The sequence below is a fragment of the Paenibacillus sp. BC26 genome, from assembly GCF_900116125.1.
GTDB lineage: Bacteria > Bacillota > Bacilli > Paenibacillales > Paenibacillaceae > Paenibacillus_Z > Paenibacillus_Z lignilyticus.
Map to the genome: position 1 here is coordinate 1425571 of NZ_FPAD01000001.1, position 18556 is coordinate 1444126.

The 18556-nt window shown below is 49.8% G+C and carries 12 protein-coding genes and 1 tRNA gene; all 13 read left to right on the top strand.

The annotated features are described in order from the left end of the window. Positions 1-88 precede the first annotated feature (88 nt). Complete coding sequence (locus BM412_RS05985; protein WP_091215163.1) at positions 89-3040, top strand: extracellular solute-binding protein; 2952 nt, start codon at positions 89-91, stop codon at positions 3038-3040. After that, positions 3037-3969: a carbohydrate ABC transporter permease gene (locus BM412_RS05990; RefSeq protein WP_256256140.1), complete on the top strand. Its 933-nt coding sequence runs from the start codon at positions 3037-3039 to the stop codon at positions 3967-3969. Before BM412_RS05985 ends, BM412_RS05990 begins: the two co-directional genes overlap by 4 nt. 5 nt (positions 3970-3974) lie before the next feature. Beyond that, positions 3975-4847 carry a carbohydrate ABC transporter permease gene (locus BM412_RS05995; RefSeq protein WP_091215166.1) on the top strand — a complete coding sequence of 291 codons (873 nt, stop codon included), beginning with the start codon at positions 3975-3977 and terminating at the stop codon, positions 4845-4847. Positions 4848-4865: 18 nt separating this feature from the next. Continuing rightward, positions 4866-6932, top strand: coding sequence for a YIP1 family protein (locus tag BM412_RS06000; RefSeq protein ID WP_256256142.1), 2067 nt, complete (start codon positions 4866-4868; stop codon positions 6930-6932). 37 nt (positions 6933-6969) lie between these two features. Continuing rightward, entirely contained in the window at positions 6970-9573 is a 2604-nt protein-coding gene (locus BM412_RS06005) for a DUF5696 domain-containing protein (protein WP_091215169.1), read from the top strand. Positions 9574-9575: 2 nt separating this feature from the next. Then, on the top strand, positions 9576-10475 hold the full coding sequence (locus BM412_RS06010) for a carbohydrate ABC transporter permease (RefSeq protein WP_091215172.1): 900 nt from the start codon (positions 9576-9578) through the stop codon (positions 10473-10475). Between the two features lie 16 nt (positions 10476-10491). Then, the gene (locus BM412_RS06015) at positions 10492-11442 is read left to right on the top strand and encodes a carbohydrate ABC transporter permease (RefSeq protein ID WP_091215175.1); all 951 of its coding nucleotides are present in this window, start codon (positions 10492-10494) and stop codon (positions 11440-11442) included. Positions 11443-11523: 81 nt separating this feature from the next. Further along, positions 11524-12672: a GntR family transcriptional regulator gene (locus tag BM412_RS06020; protein WP_256256143.1), complete on the top strand. Its 1149-nt coding sequence runs from the start codon at positions 11524-11526 to the stop codon at positions 12670-12672. A 202-nt stretch (positions 12673-12874) separates the two neighbouring features. After that, the gene (locus BM412_RS06025; RefSeq protein WP_091215180.1) at positions 12875-13900 is read left to right on the top strand and encodes a carbohydrate-binding family 9-like protein; all 1026 of its coding nucleotides are present in this window, start codon (positions 12875-12877) and stop codon (positions 13898-13900) included. A 6-nt stretch (positions 13901-13906) separates the two neighbouring features. Then, positions 13907-16525: a transglutaminase domain-containing protein gene (locus tag BM412_RS06030; RefSeq protein WP_091215183.1), complete on the top strand. Its 2619-nt coding sequence runs from the start codon at positions 13907-13909 to the stop codon at positions 16523-16525. A 13-nt stretch (positions 16526-16538) separates the two neighbouring features. After that, on the top strand, positions 16539-17591 hold the full coding sequence (locus tag BM412_RS06035) for a glycoside hydrolase family 18 protein (protein ID WP_091215185.1): 1053 nt from the start codon (positions 16539-16541) through the stop codon (positions 17589-17591). Positions 17592-17685: 94 nt separating this feature from the next. Beyond that, a tRNA-Leu gene (locus tag BM412_RS06040) sits at positions 17686-17772 on the top strand. Between the two features lie 156 nt (positions 17773-17928). Beyond that, positions 17929-18504 (top strand): P-loop nucleotide/nucleoside kinase family protein, encoded by a 576-nt coding sequence (locus BM412_RS06045; protein WP_091215188.1) that lies wholly within the window; start codon positions 17929-17931, stop codon positions 18502-18504. Positions 18505-18556: the final 52 nt, after the last annotated feature.

Genomic DNA, 18556 nt, shown 5'->3' on the forward strand with positions numbered 1-18556 from the left:
ATTTCATGTAATTTGAACGGGATACCCTCAAATCGGCTTTGATTTTCATATGAAGACGATTTGGGGGTCCGTTTTTGTGAGGGGAACTATGAGGCGATCCTATACCAAACTTATTTCGGCACTCGTTATCTTATCTGCCATCATCTATTTTGCGGCAACAACGATAGGGGGCAGCTCCGATCGAACGGCTTCCGCCGAAGATCGCCCGCTTGACAGTGCAAGTTTAATGAAGCTGTCGTCTTCGTTCAAGAAAGGCAGCTACGATGAATATTTATCCAAGCACAGAGACACTCCTGAGCCAAAGTCAGACATCCTGATAGAAGCCGAAAGTTTTAATGAGGCGTCGGGCATGAATGCAGCCATTGTCGAGAACTACGAAGGCGAGCAAGGAAAGATGGTCTCGACGGAAGAAACGGGATCGATTTCATGGTCCGTGGACGTCGAGCAAAGCGGCTTATACCAGATCGATATGAAGTATTTTACCGTGAAGGGCAAAGACTCGGACATCGAGAGAGGTCTGAAGATCGACGGGGAAACCCCTTTTAATGAAGCGAGAAGCCTTGTCTTCAGCCGCATTTGGAAGGATGAGAAGGCTGTATTTGACCGTGATGATAATGGCAATGATTTGGCGCCGAAGCAGATCGAAGTGCCAATGTGGCAGGAATCACTGTTTGAAGATGCAAGCGGCTATTATGAGCAGCCTTATCAATTCTTTCTTAGTAAAGGGAAACATGAGCTGACGTTGACCTCAAGCAAAGAACCGCTGGTCATCGATTATCTGAAATTAACGAAGCCGAGTAAGACCATTGCCTACGATGAACTGGAGAAACAATACAAGCAGAATGGCTATACACCTGTCGAAGGCTCTTTTATGAAAATTCAAGGGGAAGCCTCTTCGCTGAAATCTACGCCAATGCTCCTCCCTTACAATGACCGCTCAAGCCCGGCTGTCGAGCCTTTCCACGCATCGAAGCTGCGTAACAATGCGATGGGCGGCTGGACCTGGCGTATGCCCGGACAGTGGATAGAATGGGAAGTCGAAGTGGAGAAGGACGGGTTATATCAAATTGCCTTCAAGAACAGGCAGAACTATTTGACCGCGATGTCGGCGCTGCGAACACTGACGATCGACGGCCGGCTTCCTTTCAAGGAAGCGCAGCGGATCGGTTTCGCATATGACGGCAATTGGCAGATGAAGGTACTGGGCAAGCAGAACGATAAACCTTACTTGTTTTATATGACTGCCGGCAAACATACCATCCGGCTTGAAGTAACGCTTGGCGAGCTGGCGCCTGTACTGCGGACCGTCGAGAACAGCGTGCTGAACCTGAATGCGATGTATCGGAAGGTCATTAGCTTTACAGGCGTCGTGCCGGATCAGTTCCGGGATTATGCGCTGGACAAGCGCATTCCCGAGATGGCTAACGTTTTCCGCGAGGAAAGCGATCGCCTCTATGCGATTGCTCGCATGATTCAAGGTCCCGAGGATGGGGGCAATGACCGTTCTGCCCTATTGAATACACTGGCCTATCAGTTGAAAGACATGGCGGATCGGCCGGATACGGTGCCAAGCCGAATCGATGCATTCAAGAGCAATGTCGGTGCACTGGGCACCTGGATGCTGATGATTAATGAACAGCCGGTTGCGATCGATTATTTAATCGTCTCTGAACCCGGTGCGGAGCTTCCGAGTCCGGAAGCGACAACCTGGGCAAAGTTCAAATCCAGCCTAGCATCGTTTACCGCCTCGTTCTATGAGAACTATGACGATTTCAGCAGCGATGACGCAGGGGAGAAAGTCATTACCGTCTGGGTGACCTCCGGACGCGACCAAGCGCAGATTCTGAAACGATTGGTCGATGACAATTTCACGCACGACACGGGAATTAAAGTCAGCCTAAAGCTGGTTTCCGCGGATATATTGCTGCCTTCCACTGTAGCGGGCAAAGGTCCTGATGTTGCGCTGCAAGTAGGGAATGAGGTTCCGGTTAATTTCGCAACACGTAATGCGCTCCAGGATTTGTCCGTATTCTCTGATTTCCGTGAGGTTACCGAGCGGTTTAAGAGCAGTGTGATGGTGCCTTACGAGTACAACGAGAAGTATTATGGACTGCCTGAGCAGCAGACGTTCCCGGTATTGTTTTATCGGAAAGACATCATTGAAGATGAACTGCATCTGAAGATTCCTCAAACCTGGGACGACGTGTATGCCCTCATACCGGAGCTGCAGAAACATAACCTGCAATTCGGATTACCTCAGAGAGGACTTAACGCGCAAGGGAATGATGTCGTTACGACCGATATCATTACGCTTCCGCCAAGCCCTACGTTTGCCATGCTGCTCTATCAGAATGACGGACAGTTCTATAAGAATAATGATATGGCCACGGGATTGGACGAAGAAACGGCCGTTGAGCAGTTCAAGAAATGGACGGATCTGTACGTGAATTACAAGATTCCGATCCAGACTGATTTTGCGAACCGTTTCCGTACCGGCGAGATGCCAATCGGCATCGTGGACTATACGATGTATAACAAGCTTTCCGTGTACGCGCCGGAAATTAAAGGATTGTGGGGATTTGCTCCTGTTCCCGGTACGAAGCAGCCAGATGGAACGATTCGTCGCGATGTGGGCACGGGAGGCACGGCAGCCGTCATGTTCGAGCATACGAAGGACAAGGAATCGGCATGGTCCTTTATGAAATGGTGGACCTCCAAAGAAACGCAATTGGCGTTTGGTCGCGAGATGGAAGTTCGTTTAGGAACATCGGCCCGTTATCCGACTGCGAATATTGAGGCGCTGAAGCTGCTTTCATGGCCGGTCCAAGATTTAAACACGCTGCTCGAACAAATGGAATGGACGCGGGGAATTCCGGAAGTGCCCGGCGGTTATTTGACCGGCCGTAACATTGACAATGCCTTCCGCCGCGTAGTGGTACAAGGCGAAGATCCGCGCGAAACGATGGACTTCTACGTTCGCTACATGAATGAAGAGATCAACGCCAGAAGAAAAGAATTCAATCTTCCCTATGAGAAGTGAGGGGATTCCCAATTAGTGCGACGACGTTTAAGAAACTAAGCCATATCAAGACCGAATTGGTCAAGAACAAGCATGCGCTTGTCTTGATGACTCCTTATTTTCTAATCTTCACCGTGTTTACCGTCATACCGGTATTCATGTCGGTCCTTCTCAGCTTCACTTATTTCAATATGCTGGAATTTCCGAGATTTGTAGGGTGGGACAATTACGCGCAGCTGTTCGTTGCAGATGATGTGTTTCTCATTGCCGTTAAGAACACGTTCTTATTCGCCTTTATTACAGGTCCGATCAGCTATGTGGCTTGCTTTATATTCGCATGGCTGATCAATGAATTGCCGCCTAAGCTGCGTGCAGTGCTGACGCTCATCCTGTACGCGCCATCCATTGCAGGGAATACCTATTTGATTTGGCAGACGCTGTTCTCCAGTGATTCCTACGGTTTCATGAACTCGTTTCTGATGAAATGGGGCTTTATTCTGGAACCGATTCAATGGCTGCAGGATCCGCGGTATATGCTTCCGATTCTGATGGCCGTTCAATTGTGGCTCAGCTTAGGGACATCCTTCCTTGCTTTTATCGCCGGTTTGCAAAATGTCGATCGAACCTTGTATGAAGCGGGTGCGATCGACGGGATACGGAATCGGTGGCAGGAGCTGTGGTTTATTACCCTTCCGGCGATGCGTCCGCAATTGATGTTTGGTGCCGTTATCCAGATTACATCGGCATTTGCGGTAGCCGAAATATCGATTTATATGATCGGATTCCCGAGCGTGGATTATGCCGCCCATACGATCGTTACGCATTTGGTCGACTACGGCACCATCCGTTTCCAGATGGGGTATGCCTCGGCAATCGCGACGATATTATTCGCGATTATGATGTTAACGAACTTGATTACGCAGAAGCTTCTGAAAAAAGTAGGTGAATAAGTCCGATGGCATTGAAGTTCCTATTGAGAAAACGGCTTAATCGCTCGTGGTCCGTCGATATTCTGCTCTTTATTCTGCTGGCAGGTGTCGCGGCATTTATGGCGGTTCCGCTTGTGTATACGATTAACAGAGCCTTTATGCCGCTGGACGAAATTTTCGCATTCCCGCCAAGATTTATCGTTCGTCACCCGGAGATGAAGAATTTCACCGATTTAGTCGGCATCTTCGCGGACTCCTGGGTTCCGTTCTCGCGGTATGTATTCAATACGTTCTTTATTGCGATAACGGGAACGACGGGGCATGTCATTATTGCTTCGGCAGCCGCCTATCCGCTTGCGAAGGTGAAATTCCCTTTCCGGAATGCGCTGTTCAGCCTCGTCGTCATGTCGCTTATGTTCACGCCTTACGTAACCCAGGTACCGAACTATATGACGATCTCTTGGCTTGGCATGATCAATACGTACTGGGCGATCTTGCTTCCGGCATTCGGCTCCACGCTGGGACTTTATTTGATGAAGCAGTTTATGGAACAAATTCCGGATGCCTTAATCGAAGCCGCCAAGATCGACGGCGCGACGGAATACCGGATATTCTGGCAAATTGTCATGCCAATCGTGAAACCGGCTTGGATGACGCTCATTATCTTCTCGCTGCAAAGCTTGTGGACGAACGGATCCGTAACGAGCCACAAATATATTTACAGCGAACAGCTTCGTACGGTGGATGCCGTCTTCGGACAAATAGCAAGCGGGGGAATAGCAAGAACAGGCCCGGTTGCAGCTGTGACGCTGCTCATGATGTCTGTTCCGATTGCGGTATTTATCATCACGCAAAGCAAAGTCATTCAAACGATGTCTACATCGGGGCTGAAAGAGTAAGCAGGGGGGAGCCGGATTTTGACAGCCAAAAGAACGATCGCAACGTTAATGCTGGTTATGCTCATGCTCGGTGTATGCGCTCCTGCGTCCGCCGCCTCATCGGATGGGTATAATTACTCCTACTGGGGAGAAGCGGTGCCGGCGCCGGATCCATACCGCGCAGCTGAAGTCATCTACGGTCCGGATTTGAATATCGGACCCATGGTTTCACCGCAGGATATGTATATTTCGAGTGCGGGCCTTATTTATATCGCGGATACAGGAAACAACCGTATTATCGTGCTCGACAAGAACCTAGGCGTAGAGCGCGTTATCACTGCATTCGACCATGCAGGTAAACAGGATACATTTAATCAGCCCGAAGGGGTTTTCGCCGATGCGAAAGGCCATCTCTTCGTGGCAGATACGCAAAATCGCCGAATTATTGAGCTTACAGCCAAAGGCGAGTTTGTGCGCGAGATCAACGAGCCCAAATCGACGCTGATCCGTCAAGGGTTTCAATTTACTCCGATTAAACTGGTCGTTGATAAAGCAGAGAGGTTGTATCTGATCAGCCGCGGTTCTTATGAAGGGATCATGGAATTTGATTCCGATGGCGTGTTCAGTGGATTCATTGGAACGAACCGCGTGAAATTCAGTCCGATGGATTTGTTCTGGAAGCGGATCTCGACTAAGAAACAGCGCGATCAGATGGAGCAGTTTATTCCGCTGGAGTTCAATAATATCGCCATCGACAATGACGGTTTTATGTATACGACAACGGTGGAAGAAAACTCGAACAGTCCGATCAAGAAGCTGAATCCGTCCGGTGTCGATATTTTACGGAGCAAAGGCTATTTCCCGCCCAAAGGGGATATCGGCACATTGGAAGTGGGGAGCTTCCCGGGCAGCTCGATCTTCGTCGATGTCACGCAGGATGTCGGCGGCATGTATAGTGCATTGGATTCGAAGCGCGGACGTGTTTTCACGTATGACAAAGACGGTAATTTACTTTACATGTTCGGCGGATTAGGCGCGGAGCAAGGGAAATTCCGTACGCCTTCGGCCATCGGCCTGCAGGGCGATCGCGTCATCGTACTGGATAAGGATAACAATCGGCTGACTGTTTTCGAGCCGACGCGTTACGGAAGTTTGATTCGGGATGCGGTTACTTCGCTCTACAACGGCAAAGTGGAGCAATCCACAAGCGCGTGGCAGCAAGTGCTTAAACTGAACAGCAACTTCGAGGTCGCGTACATCGGCATCGGAAAATCGCTGCTGAAGCAAGGCGCTAACAAAGAAGCGATGACGTATTTCGAGCTCGGCAACAACCGGGAGAACTATTCGGAAGCCTTCAAGCGATACCGAAAAGAGATCGTCATGGATCGTTTCGGTTCCATCGTGCTCAGCATCGCAGCCGCAATCGGTATCATTATCGCGATCGTTAAGCTTGTCAGAAGAAGGGCGGCGAGCGGCTATTATAAAGAAGTCGGCCCGCTCAAGAACCCGTTCTATACGATGCTTCATCCATTTAACGGCTTCTGGGAGATGAAGTTCGAGAAGCAGGGAAGAGTCAAGATTGCAGCCATTATCTTGTTTTTACTCGTCTTGCTCACTATCGTGAAAAGACAGTACAGCGGATTCGTTGTCAATTTCAATAATCCCGCCGACCTGAACAGCATCAATGAAGTGAAATACATCCTACTGCCGTTCCTGCTCTGGTGCGTGGCCAACTGGTCGCTCACGACTCTTATGGACGGCGAAGGCAAATTCAAAGAAATTATAATGGCTACCGGGTACTCCTTGATGCCGTTTGTCATCCTTTATTTGCCGCAAACGCTGTACAGCAGAGTCATCACAGCGGATGAGAGCTCCTTTTATTATTTGCTGGACACCGTAGCGATTGTCTGGTTCATCGCATTGCTGTTCGTGGGCACGATGACGATTCATCAATACTCGGCTGGTAAAACGGTTCTAACGATGCTGCTCACGCTCGTTGTAATCGGGATCATGTTGTTCCTTGGCGTTCTGTTCTTCAGTATGCTGCAGCAGATGATCAGTTTCAGTATGTCACTCTACCATGAGCTTTCGTTTAGAGGACGATGATTGCCGAGGAATCTTGTTTATTTGGAGGGGAACGGTTGTGATCAATAGAAAGCATGTCGTCATTGCTGCCCTCTGCGGATGCTTGGCAGCTGGCACTGCCATTATCAATTACGCTGATGGGGATAACGCGAATGTCGGCTCAACAACGGGAGAAGCGACATTAGGATCAGCTGCTGCCGGGAGAGGAAAGTCCTCGAATGGGGAGGTTGCCATTGCCTCCTTGAATCCTGCTTCGGATACGGCTGCACGTACGATAAACACACCGGAAGAGCTGAATGCACTCAAGCAGATGGAGCAGGTATCGGAGACGGATGCACTCGCATTATTCATCAATAAAGAAACAGCAGAGATTGCGGTAAAGGACAAACGAGACGGGTATGTATGGTTCTCTAACCCGATCGGTCATCAGAAGGACACGCTGGCTTCACCGCTTTATCAATCGGAGCTTTCTTCACAGCTGCTGCTTACTTACTATAACGAGAAGGGCCAAGTCTATCGTTTCAACAGCTATGATGACAGCGTGGAGAAGAAACAGTTCGAGATTACGGCTGCGAAGAACGGAGTACGAATCGTTTACCGGTTCGGCAAAGCTTCCGGCGGTACCGAGAACATTCCGGCGGTGATCAGCAAGGAACGGTTCCAGAAGCTCATCTTGGACAAGCTGCCCGATGACGATGCTCGTAAGCAGGTCTCCTATAAGTTCCGTCTCAATCAAGAGAAACAGGTCTATGAGGTCCGAAATTTGCAGGATAACGTGAAGCAAGAGCTTGCAGGTTATCTGACCCAAGCGGGATATACGAAGGAAGATGCCGCTCAGGATAATCAGGAGAACGGCGCTGAAGCGGCAGCATCCGACGAGCAAGCTGCGTTTACGATACCGGTTGAATATGCTTTGGACGCGGATCAATTCGTTGTCTCCATCGCGGCGAAGGATGTCCGCTATAGTCCGGAATTTCCGCTAGCCTCCGTTCAGTTGCTGAAGCATTTCGGGGCGGCAACGGATAAGAAGCAGGGATATATCTTCGTTCCGGATGGTTCGGGCGCATTGATTCAATTGAACAACAAGAAGTTAAGCGCGGAGCCATTCAACATGCCGGTTTACGGTGAGGACGGAACATTCGATGTGAAGGAGCGCGTGGTGACCAGCTCTCCGGTACGATTGCCCGTGTTTGGCTTAAAGCAGAATGATCATGCATTGCTCGGCATTATCGAGGACGGAGACGCGTTGTCCAGCGTGCTTGCCGATATTAGCGGCAGACATGATAGCTATAACACGGTCAATGCCGAGTTTCAATTTGTTGCGATGGACTACTATACGCTCAGCTCAGGGACGAAGACCAGCTCGGTTCCCATGTTCCAACAGCAGCCTTATCAAGGAGATCTTCGTGTCCGCTACAGCTTCCTGTCCGGCAGTGCTGCCGATTATGTAGGGATGGCAGGTGCTTATCGGAATTATTTAATCGATAAGTACAAGCTGAAGAAGCTCGATGAACAGGCCAATGCGCCTTTCATACTTGAGGTTGAAGGGGCGTTCCGCAAGAAGAAATCATTCCTGGGCATTCCTTATTCGGCAACGGAATCGTTAACGACGTACGACGAAGCAGGCTCCATGCTTAAACTGCTGAAAACGCAGGGTATCGATACGATTGCACTGCGTTATGTTGGCTGGTTTAACGATGGCATCCGTCACAGCTCACCGAAAGACGTCGAGCTCGAAGGTGCTCTAGGAGGCAAGAAAGGGCTTCAACGTCTGATCGATTACACGAAACAGAATGGGGTCGGCTTGTATCCGGACGTGGCATTCCTGGAGAAATATAAAGGAGCCAAAGACAGCGCGGACTTGCTTGATCGCCGCAGCGCTGCGGTCTACAATTACAATCCTGTCATGTACGTGCAAGACAGCGATTCATTCTCGCATTACAAATTGTCCCCGAACAAGCTTCCGAGCACGGTGGACGCTTTTATGAACGATTATGCGAAGTTTGGGATAAGCGGATTATCGTTACGGGATATGGGGAATGAAGTGAATTCCGACTTTGACCCGCAAGCATCGGTCGACCGTCAGGCTGCGCGAAATACGATCTTGCGTGAAACGGACAAGTTGAAGCAGCAAAGCGGCCGGCTCATGATAAGCGGAGGTAATGCTTACACCCTTCCATATGCCGATATCGTGGTCCATGCACCAACTTCCAGCAATCGATTAAACATTACCGATGAGGATGTCATGTTCTATCAAATTGCCCTTCACGGCTATGTGGATCTGGCAGGTGCGCCGTTCAATATGGATGGGTATCAGAACCCGCGCGCTTCCATGCTCAAAGCGCTGGAAACGGGCTCGAACATTTATTACGCCTGGTACTATAACGAAGCATCGGTTGTCAAAGATACCGCTTATAACGATTTGTACGCTCTCCATTATGCGGATTGGTTTGACGAAGCTGCCCAATTATACAACGAGGCGAACCCCATATTGAAGCAAGTGCGGAATCAGGTCATTACCGGCCATCGCAATCTTGCTGATCGAGTCGTGGAGACGACTTTCGAGAATGGCATGACGATTATCGTGAACTATAATCAAACGGCAGTACAGGTGAACGGCATGGAGATCGGCGCCGAAAGCTACCGGGTAGGCGGTGAATGACGATGTTTAAGAAACCAATGACACTAAAACAGAAAAATGCATGGTTCGGTGTTCTGTTTGCATCGCCGCTCATGTTCGGGATGATCCTGCTGTTCATTTTGCCGCTGATTCAATCGTTTCGTTACAGCTTAAGCTCCCTTGATATGGTCGAAGGAGGCTTTGAGGTAACCTACGAAGGCTTCGAAAATTATACGAGCCTATTCACTTCCAATCCGGATTTCCCTCGAACCTTGGCGGAGTCGATCGGAAACATGGTCGTGAACGTGCCGCTCATTCTTATTTTCAGTTTGTTTGCAGCAGTGCTGCTCAATCAGAAGTTTATAGGGCGTCCGTTCGCCAGAGCGATCTTCTTCCTGCCGGTCATTCTGGCCTCCAGCGCAATCGCGAATCTGGATATCAGCAGCTTTGTCGGCGGCGGCGCCATTCCGGCAGGCAATGGAGGCGAGGGGGGATCGAACGCCCTGCAAAGCTTCGAGCTAAGTAAAATGATGATCGAGTCCGGTCTGTCACCGGTTATCGTGAATTATATTACCGGCGCGGTGGATCGGATTTACGAGATTATCAGCTCATCCGGCGTGCAAATTCTTATTTTCTTAGCTGGCTTGCAATCGATCTCTCCTTCCTTGTACGAAGCCTCCAAGATCGAAGGCGCGACAGGGTACGAGAGCTTCTGGAAAATTACGTTTCCGATGGTTACGCCGCTTATTCTAACGAATATGGTCTATTCGATAACCGATACATTCAGCAGCAACCAGATCAACTTGTTAATCTCGGAAACAGCCTTCAAAGTATTCGATTTCGGTCTTAGCGCCGCGATGTCGTGGGTGTTCTTCCTATGCGTCGGCCTGATACTTGCCGTCTCAGTCGGCCTGATCTCACGCAAAGTGTTCTACTATGACTAAATGGGGAGGTGAGTCGATGAAATCGCCTACAGCTTACGCCGATTTGTTCGTAAGACGGTACAATCCGGTGGAGAAAACGAAAGGATTCGTATGGAGATTGATACGAGCTGTCCTCATTCTCGGGTTTTGTTTCGTCATTTTGTTTCCGTTATTCTTGCGGATCTCCATCGCATTTCGCAGCAAGGTCGATATCTACGATCCGACCGTGCTCTGGATTCCGAGGCATTTTACGCTCGATAATTTCAAAATCGCCATGGAGTCCGCGCATTACTTGACTTCATTGCTGAATACGCTCTATATCACATCAAGTACGACCCTTATCCAGATGGCGTCCTGCACGCTGGCTGCCTATGCATTTGCACGACTGAAGTTTAAAGGGAGCGAGATCTTATTCGCGCTCGTCATCTTTACCATCGTGGTCCCGCCGCAAACGATTATGATTCCGCTTTACTTGACGTATCGGTACTTTGATCTGTTTGGTCTCATTCATTTGTTTACAGGCAAGAAAGGGCTGAATTTGATCGATACCTTCTGGCCGTTTATTATTTCGGCGGGGACGGCGATGGGACTCAAGAACGGTCTCTATATCTATATTTTCCGGCAGTTCTTTAGAGGGATTCCGAAGGAAGTCGAGGAGGCTGCGTTGGTTGACGGAGCAGGGGTGCTGCGCACTTTCTCCCGCATCATGCTGCCCAACGCCATTCCAGCCATCATTACGGTGCTGCTGTTCTCCTTCGTCTGGCAATGGAATGACAGCTATTACGTCAGCTTGTTCTTGAAGCAAGTGAAAGTGCTGTCCACGAGCCTCATGGATATGGGCGTTGGCCTTAAAGAACCGGACCCCGTATATACGTCAATGCTGCTTAATACCGGGGTACTATTGACGATCGCGCCGCTTATTGCCATGTACCTGTTCGTACAGCGATACTTCGTGGAAAGCGTGGAGCGGACGGGGATTACGGGCTAGTCCGTAATTCGTATAAAATCTGTTGGATTAGTAAGACAATAATAGCTATACTGAAAAAAATAGAACTAATTAGGCTGAGGTGTGAATTCTGTGCTGAGCGATAATAAGCCGTTATACAGTCAAATACTCGGGGTTTTGCGCGAACGCATCTCTCAAGGGGAATACGTCACCGGTCAGCAGCTTCCAACGGAACTTGAGCTAGCGGAGCAGTTCGGCGTCAGCCGCATTACATCCAAACGTGCATTGATTGAACTCGAAAGAGAAGGTCTGATCTATCGAAGAAGGGGCAGCGGCAGCTTCGTGAAGAAACAAGACGAAGCTCGTCCTGAAACGGAAGTGAGGGAGGCAGCTCCCTCCAGCCGAATCGTTTCCATGATCCTTCCTTTTGTTACCGCTCACAACACGCTCGAGCATATGCAGGGTGCGGCCAAATACGTCGAATCCAAAGGTTACTACCTCAGTATCCATAACAGTGACTGGAGCAGTGAACGTGAGCGTGAGTTGCTGCATTCGCTCCCTAAGCGAGGTACATCAGGTATTATTTTATATCCTGTCAGCACGCAAAAGAATTTGGATGTTGTCCATGCGCTTCATCTCAGCGAATATCCGATCGTAACCGTCGACCAATATTACAACTTGCTGACCATGGGAAGCGCGGTATCGGATAATTATGCGGGCGGTTACCAAGCGGCATCCAAGCTGATTGAGCTGGGACATTCGCGCATTGCTTTCATCTCTACGATTGGCATTCAGTACCGCAGTACGGTTCGCGACCGCTTCTTCGGATATAGTAAAGCGCTTACGGATAACGGACTGCCGGTGGATATTGAGCTGATCTTCAGCGACTTGCCGCGGGAAGCGGAAGGGGCTCCGGCGACTCGGCGCGAATTCTACAAGGATTTGCTTGGGAAATTGATGAAGCTGCGCGTGACGGCGATTCAAACCGAACATGATATGGTCGCTTATGACTGTTTGAAGGCGGCTCTTGATTTGGGGATCAAAATTCCGGAGGAAATGTCGATTGTAGGCTTCGATAACAACGATATGTCGCAGCAAGGCGATATTCAGATCACGACCATCGAGCAAAATTACGATGAAATCGGAAAACGCGCCGCGATGATGATTATCGATCAATTGGAGAACCAGGTTATCCAACGGGAACGTGCCGTTATTCCGGTCAAATGGATCCCAAGGCAGTCGATCGGGCCAGGGCCGGACCTGAATGACTAAGATTAGGTCCGATGTTCGCCTCCTTGAGGGCTTGATGCTCTCAAGGAGGCTTTTTTGCGTTTAAGATATACTCTGTGGAATAATGTATGTCATTTGTTATATCTAATATTTACACTTTTGGCGAATGAACGGTATAATAAGAGTGGAAAATGATCGTAATGATTAAAGAAGATATAACATAATATAGGCTGGAGGCTAGATCATGAATCTCAGCGGAGTACCGGAACCACACATCAAGAAGTATGCACCCGAGCATTACCTATGCCTAAGAGCGACAGAGCCGCTCGCGCTGGATGGCAGACTGGATAAATCATTTTGGGCGGATGCGCCTTGGACGGCTGATTTTGTCGATATCGAAGGTGACCTGAGACCGAAGCCAAGTAAACAGACGAGAGTCAAGATGTTATGGGATGACGAGTATTTCTATATCGGTGCCGAATTGGTGGAAGACCAAATCTGGGCTACGCTTACGGAGCGGGACTCCGTTATCTTCTACGATAACGACTTTGAGATTTTCATTGATCCTGACGGTGATTCGCACCAATATTACGAATTTGAAATCAATGCTTGGAACACCGTTTGGGATTTGCTGCTGGTGAAGCCGTACCGTGATGGCGGCCCTGCTGTTAACGCATGGGACATCGCCGGCTTGAAAACAGCGGTTCATATCGATGGAGAACTGAACAATCCACTCGCTGCCAATCGCAGTTGGAGCGTCGAAGTGGCCATGCCGTGGAAGAGCCTGTTGGAATGCGCTTCTGAGGGACGTCGTCCGACAGCCGGACAATTCTGGCGCGTGAATTTCTCACGAGTGGAATGGCAGGCAGAAGTGAGAGATGGACGTTATGAGAAAGTGATCAACCCCGCTACCGGCAAGTCATTCCCGGAAGACAATTGGGTATGGTCGCCGATGGGAATCGTCAATATGCATTACCCGGAGTTGTGGGGTTATGTTGTATTTGCCGGTGAAGAAGGCGCCGATAGCTTTGCGCTTCCGCAGGATGAAACGATCAAGTGGCAGCTGCGCAAGTTGTATTATCGTCAGCGCAACCATTTTGCGGAATTCGGTGAGTTTAGCGAGGACCTGTCCCTGCTAATGGGGGAGGACACGTGGATGATCCAGCCTCAAATCGAACGGACTTCGCGGCTCTTCCAAATGTCCGCGCCTTCAGTAGATGGCAGCTCGACTTACTATATTCGTGAAGATGGGAAGCTATGGAAGGAGTGAGCGAAGATGTCCTTAACAGCGGCAGGCTTTTCATTAGATGAAGAAACACGCATCACGATTGAGCGCAAGTTCAAGGAGAAGGAGCAGCTTGCCAGCGCGAGGAAGACAGAGCTGTTTAGCGTATTTGAGGAAGAGCTGAGCGAGGAAGAACGAATGGCGCTCAAGTTTCTTTACGCTTATATGCCGCTCAACGACCTGGCCGATTACGAGGGCAGCCTGTTTCTGAGCCATGTCCGGAAGACGTTGGAAATTCGCCGGGAGATGCCTTGGGGCAATCGGGTGCCCGATCATCTGTTTCTTCATTTTGTACTCCCGTATCGCGTGAACAATGAGAACATTGAGGACAGCCGCGGAATTTTGTTCGATGAGCTGTACAGCCGCGTGAAGCATCTATCCATGGAAGACGCAATCTTGGAAACGAATCATTGGTGCTACGAGAAAGCGACGTACATCGGCAATGATCCTCGCACTGTTTCACCACTGACACTGATTCGCACAACGCTGGGGCGGTGCGGCGAAGAGTCGACTTTAGCCGTTGCTGCGCTGCGCAGCCTCTGCATTCCGGCGAGGCAGTGCTATACGCCGCGCTGGGCACATTCGGACTCCAACCATGCCTGGGTGGAAGCTTGGGCGGATGGCAGCTGGCACTTTATCGGGGCATGCGAGCCTGAACCTCGCCTCAATGAAGGATGGTTCAGCGGTCCGGCGCGAAGAGCGATGCTCATTAACACGCGCGTACCTTCGCAATATCCGGGGCCGGAATCGATAACGCTCGCGCATGAATGGTACACGGAAATTAATTTGCTGGATGGCTATGCACCAAGCCGCAACATTGTTGTCCGTATCCGTGACAGTGAAGGTCAGCCGGTTTCAGGCGCTGCCGTATCGTTCCAAGTGTATAATTTCGCCGAATTCACACCGATCGCCAAACTAACGACAGATGCTAGAGGCGAAGTTTCGCTAACGACAGGATTCGGAGATCTGCTTGTTCGTGCCGTAGAGGGTTCCAGATGGGGCGAAAGCAAATTATCTGTATCGGAACAAGATGCGTTTACGATCACAATAGATGAATATGAGCAGCAAGATGGCATCGTCGAATTCGATATGGTTCCTCCGCCGGAGCTGCCTGCCGATGAGGCATCTGCTGCAACAGAAGAGGTGCTTCAACAGCACCGCAACCGACTGCAGCAAGGAGCAGCAATCCGTAAAAGCTTCGAGGATACGTTTGTCAGCGAGTCGCGCGCAGGCGAGCTTGCTGTGGATCTTGACCTTCCGGCAGAGAGAGTATGGCAGGTTCTTCGCAAGGCGCGTGGGAACAGCCATGAAATCGCTGCTTTTCTGCAGGAGCAAACAGAAACCTATGGAGAATGGCCGCTGCGCCTGCTAGAGAGCTTAAACGAGAAAGATTTGACCGATACGTTCCGCCCTGCGCTGGTCGATCATTTGAAAGGCTCGCTGCAATATGCGGACTTATATGATGTGGAATTGTTCTCGCGTTACGTGCTTTGTCCTCGTGTCTTGTTCGAGATGATTGGTCCTTATAAGCTGTTTTTCCAAGAAACATTGCTTGCTAAGGATATTGCGGACTATCGGCAGGCTCCTTTCGGGCTTGTCCGCCATCTGCTGGAGAAGTTTGAGGTTGTCGAGGATATGACGTACTATCAGGGATCCGCGATGCCGACCGGCAGTTATCGCCTTCTGAAAGGCGATCGGATATCGCGCGATATTCTGTTCGTGGCGCTCTGTCGCAGCATCGGTATTCCGGCGCGGCTTCACCCAAGCGAGCGTAAGCCGCAGTACTGGATGAATGCTGTCTGGCATGATGCCTGTTTTGAACAAGTAAGCATGCTTACACCTTCTGCAAGAATTGGCGAGGTACTTGTGAAGCGTGATCCGGAAGCTCCGGCCGAGGCGGAAGAGGCTGCTTATTTCCGCAACTTCTCCTTTGCAAGACTGGAGAACGGCTGGTACCAATCGTTATTTTATCCGCATGGCCAAACCAATGTGTATGATCAGCCGTTTGAGCTTGAAGCGGGGAGCTATCGCATGACGGCCGGAACAAGATTGAAGGACGGTTCCGTGCTGGTTCGTTTTACTTATTTTGCAGTGCTGGAAGGCATGCAGGCGGAATTGCCTCTGTCATTCAGGTACCCCGTCACTGAAGTGCCAGTCATCGGTGAGGTCGATTCGGCTTGGAGGTTTACTCGCCGTAATGGAACCCATGCATCCATGGATGAATTAACTCGCGGCAGAAATGCAGTGCTGGCATGGATTGAGCCGGAACGCGAGCCTTCCAAGCATTTGCTCCGTGAGATCAAAGAGCTGGCAAGCGGTTATGATGCTCTTGGGATGCCTATTATCTTGGCTGTAGGCGAAGCAGGGTGGACGGCATCCTTCGATCCCGCTGCTTATATAGATTTCCCTTCCGACGTTACCTTTGTTCATGACGGTGACTTAGTCATTCATCAGGCAGGCGGGAACCTGCCGGGATCGGATACGGGGTCTCTGCCATTCGTATTGGTCGTAGATTCAGAAGGCAGAATTCGCTATGTCTCGGCCGGCTATAAGCTGGGTATCGGTAGAGAAGTGCTTCAAACAGGGACCCGGTTAAGCCAACAGAAATGAGGAGGAATTATCTATGACAGCTAACTATATCGCGGCAGGTTATGTCGGAGATTCATGGCTTCCGAAATTAACGGAAGAAAACGCATTAAAACTAACCCATATTAACATCGCATTCGGTCATGTGGTGAACGATGGGATATCCATTGCCCACTTGAAGCATCTGGGCAGTTTGCCAACGATCAAAGCCTATAATCCGGATTTATCGATCTTGTTGTCCGTCGGCGGTTGGAGTGCAGGCGGGTTCTCTGAAGCGGCGTCCACGCCGGAGGGGAGAAAACGGATGGCGGATACAGCCGTGGACATCTTGCGGCAGCATCCTATCGACGGCATTGATCTGGATTGGGAATATCCTTGTTACGGCGTAGCGGGGATCGCTTCGAGCCCAGCGGACAAAACGAATTTCACGCTGCTCCTGAAAGAGCTTAGAGAAGCGTTCGATCAATTAGGGTCAGAGACGAAGCGGCATTACTTGCTGACCATCGCAGCAGGGGCCGATCAGTACTACATCGACGGAACCGAAATGGATCAGGTTCAGCGTTATTTGGATTTCGTGCAATTGATGACCTACGACATGCGCGGCGGATTTCAAACCTTGACCGGTCACCATACGAACCTGCATACATCGACCGGTGATTTGTTCCGCATCAGCGTCGAGGCATCTGTGCGGTTGTTCCTTGCAGCCGGCGTGCCTCGCGAGAAGATCGTCATTGGCGCGGCTTTCTATTCGCGGATGTGGAAGGATGTTCCGGATGTCAATCACGGCTTCCTTCAGATGACCACAGGAGCGGGCGGCTACGGTCCGGATTTCACGCGTTTAGCTGCTGACTACATCGAGAAGAACGGGTACATTCGTCACTGGGATGATGAAGCGAAGGCGCCGTTCTTGTACAATGGCAATCAATTCATTTCGTACGAGGACGAGCAATCGCTGCACCATAAATGCCAATTTGTTAAGCAAGAAGAACTGGCAGGTGTGATGTTCTGGGAGTACTGCTGCGATACTACCTTCCGGTTGTTGGACGCGATTCACAAGGGCTTAGGAAACAGTAGTGTAGCGGTAAAATAGTATGGATGCATATTCATGTTTGACACTGCCATTCTATTCGTGGTAAAGTATTTTTACTGCTTCAAACGATAGATTGAAACAGGAACTGCCAGATGCGGTCGTGGCGGAATTGGCAGACGCGCTAGATTCAGGTTCTAGTGGTGTAACAGCCGTGGAGGTTCGAGTCCTCTCGACCGCACCAATCTTACAACGATAACCCTTCGATGATGATCGAAGGGTTTCTTTTTTGTTAGCCCCGAATCATTTGGTTATTTTGACTTTATGTCCGGGGCATTTTTTAATGGCTTTTGAAGTGCGTCCACAATGGCAGCGATGATGCTTAAAGGAGAATGATGAATTGATTATTCTAATCAGTGGCAGCAGCCGCACCGGTAAGACATTAATGGCTCAAACCTTGCTGGAGAACTATCACATTCCTTATCTGTCCATAGACCATCTGAAGATGGGGTTGTATAGAGCGAATCCGGAGTGCGGATTTACGCCTCTGGATAGCACGGAACATATCGGGGAGACATTGTGGCCGATTCTCAAAGGAATCATAATGACGAATATCGAGAACAAGCAGAACCTTATCATTGAGGGATGTTATATCTTGCCTGAGTATATCCATGACTTCGAAGAAGAATATGCGGAGAAAATCGTCTCTGTATTTCTTGGTTTCTCGCGAGCGTATATCGATAACAGCCTTGTATCTCACATTTTTGGCCACCAGAGTGTAATAGAGGATCGGGGAGATCCGGAAGAAGAGCATTTCATTTCAGAATATAGAAGTGAACATGATGCGTTCAGAAGCCAATGTCTGGGCAGCGGTGCTGCCTACTTTGAAATTAACGAAAACTACGAGAATGAAATCGTCAAAGTTTACGACTATATTGCGTCTCAAATACAAGCTAAAACTGCCGGTTCCCAATGAATCCGGCAGTTTTTTTGTTTTCGAATCCTGGAACACAACTCGTCCACACCAA